The organism is Chitinimonas sp. (assembly GCF_041904975.1).
In the GTDB taxonomy this organism is placed as follows: Bacteria; Pseudomonadota; Gammaproteobacteria; order Burkholderiales; family Chitinimonadaceae; genus Chitinimonas.
Genome location: NZ_JAYRLZ010000433.1, coordinates 1 through 2,115, shown reverse-complemented (window position 1 = coordinate 2,115; position 2,115 = coordinate 1). Strand labels below are relative to the sequence as shown.

At 62.3% G+C, this 2,115-nt stretch carries 4 protein-coding genes; 1 reads left to right on the top strand and 3 read right to left on the bottom strand.

The features are described from left to right. Positions 1 to 15: 15 nt before the first annotated feature. Positions 16 to 147: a cupin domain-containing protein gene (locus ACE3OH_RS21840; protein ID WP_374358283.1), complete on the top strand. Its 132-nt coding sequence runs from the start codon at positions 16 to 18 to the stop codon at positions 145 to 147. 14 nt (positions 148 to 161) lie between these two features. On the opposite strand, the gene ACE3OH_RS21835 is transcribed toward ACE3OH_RS21840, so the two are convergent. From ACE3OH_RS21835 to ACE3OH_RS21825, 3 genes are all read right to left on the bottom strand, one after another. Beyond that, positions 162 to 620 carry a nucleoside 2-deoxyribosyltransferase gene (locus ACE3OH_RS21835; protein ID WP_374358280.1) on the bottom strand — a complete coding sequence of 153 codons (459 nt, stop codon included), beginning with the start codon at positions 618 to 620 and terminating at the stop codon, positions 162 to 164. Between the two features lie 68 nt (positions 621 to 688). Continuing rightward, positions 689 to 1,945 carry a type II toxin-antitoxin system HipA family toxin YjjJ gene (yjjJ, locus tag ACE3OH_RS21830; protein ID WP_374358279.1) on the bottom strand — a complete coding sequence of 419 codons (1,257 nt, stop codon included), beginning with the start codon at positions 1,943 to 1,945 and terminating at the stop codon, positions 689 to 691. Beyond that, a partial coding sequence (locus ACE3OH_RS21825; protein ID WP_374358276.1) for a hypothetical protein occupies positions 1,923 to 2,115 on the bottom strand: 193 nt, incomplete at its 5' end. The genes yjjJ and ACE3OH_RS21825, both read right to left, overlap by 23 nt.

The window sequence follows — 2,115 nt, the reverse complement described above, 5'->3', positions numbered from 1 at the left end:
GACGAGGTTTTCGCCATTGCGGCCGGCGACAGCATCCTGATCGCACCCGGCACGGCGCACCGGGTGGCCAACACCGGCCACGAGGCGCTGCGCATCCTGTGCTGCTGCGCGCCGGCCTACAGTCACGCCGATACCGAACTGCTCTGATCCTGCCCTGATGTTCAGGCCTGGCTGAGCGCTGCCAGTGCCTCGGGCAAGCCGCCGGCGACCAGGCGCGCCGGCACGGCCAGCATCAGGTTGAGCGGCAGGCCGAAATCCTCGATGTGCAGCCCGTCGCGATCGAGAGGCCTCCCGTCCGGCCCGGCTTCCACACCGCCCTGCAGGCGCCTGACGCGCTCGACCGTGGTTTCCGTTCCTTCAAGATAAGCGATCACCGGCTTGCCGAGCGCCAGTGCAAAGCCAACCTCGACGCAGGTGCCTGAATCCGGCTCGCAGCCGCGGAAAGGGTTCAGATTGGCCAGCACCGCATCGGCAGACTGGATCAGCCCGGCCGTCGTTTCCACGCCATCGAGCGGGATCAGCGCTTCATGCCCGTCCTGCCGGCACAAGCGCCGAGCATGTTCAGCCCACTGTGCCGCGTCGGGGCGAAAGACATCGGGGCCGGCGAGATAGAGTTTCATGAGCGTTCCTTGTTGAACCGAATTCCGGACATTCCTGCTCCTTTGAAAATAATTGGCTTCGGGCGGCTTCATCCCAACCGCGCGATACGCGATGCGGCCTCGTCGATGTGCCGGCGTAACGCGTCGATGCATGGATAAAACCGGCTTGAGAAGCCATCGCAAGCGCAGACCCGGGCAAAGAACATGTCAGCCAAACGCAGCGCTTCACGCCAGGATTCACCGTCGACCGAAGCGGATAGCGAGGCCGGCGACAAAGTATCGACAAGCGCACCGCCACTTCGCGGGGCAAACCCCATGGGCAGAACATCGTAGGCCGGCGCCAGTTGATATGGGCGGCCATGGCGACTGACAAACGACAAATTCCCCGCATGCATGTCGGTATTGCCAATCAAGGTGCCGAATGCCCACAGCACCGCAGAACCGGCGACGGCATCGGCATGGACATGACCGTCAGCGACAAGACGACTGACCAACGACGGCCAGGTTGCCGAAGCATCTCCCACGAATTCCGCTTCCAGCGCGCGCAGGGAGAACACACCAAGGCGCCCGAACTGACCGACGCGGTCAAAGCGCGGCACTTCCAGGAATCGCTGAATGCCGAAATCGAAAACCTCAGTGTCGATGCCGAGGACCGAAAGAGCCAGATGCTCGGCCAGCAGGAGGTCGCGCCAGCGCTCGCTGACCGGGTTTTCGTCAGGCGCCGAAAATTTCACCAGCACATGACCGCGTTCCGTGTAGGTACAAAACTTGGGTTGCTCACCACCGGCAGACGACCCGGGAACATCCCCGGAACTGGCGGCGCGCGCAAGGGCGGGATAGTCCCCAAACCGGTCAACTGGCGACGGAGGCGGCATGCCAATAAAACGGTCGCGCGCCAGTTCCCCGATCAACAGGTTGCCGATTGCATCATGGCCGTGCGCCAGCAAAGCCCTGATGACTTCAGCATCGCCCCAGTGCTCCGGGTTTGCCGGCAAACCGAGCGCGGCCGCATGCGTCGATGCGTAGGCCCGGCCGAGATAGCCCTGCGGCCGCATATCCAGCAACCACCACGGCAGCCCTTCGGTATGCAGTGTCACGCCGTCGGCCTGGATCATCACAAAGCCGCCTGGGCGAACGGGAACGAGCGTACCAAGCTCCCGAATCAACCCCTCATCGCCGACCCGGTATATCGGCACCGACGCGAAGCCGCGAGCAGGGTCTCGCAGGGCGTAACGAATAGCGGAACCAGCGCCAATTCGGACAACCTCATCGCCGAGCGCTGCCAAGGCACGCGAAACCGTGGGCTGGCTAATTCCTGTCCTTTCAACGATTTGGCGAGCGGCCATTGGACCTTGAGCGAGCAGCAGGCGAATTGGGTCGGCGTGACGAGCCATGAGTTTGAATAAATGAATGAATAGCCAAGTGAATAGAAATTCTATCTGCCGCGTACAAACCCGTCACGACATTTTCTGCAGCAATCGGCCAGTATTCCGTGAAGAGTTTCGTTTGACTGACG

What these genes read in the sequence shown, in the direction of transcription:
- ACE3OH_RS21835 (WP_374358280.1), bottom strand. Translation starts at nt 620, where the DNA reads ATGAAACTCTATCTCGCCGGCCCCGATGTCTTTCGCCCCGACGCGGCA.
- yjjJ (WP_374358279.1), bottom strand. Translation starts at nt 1,945, where the DNA reads ATGGCCGCTCGCCAAATCGTTGAAAGGACAGGAATTAGCCAGCCCACG.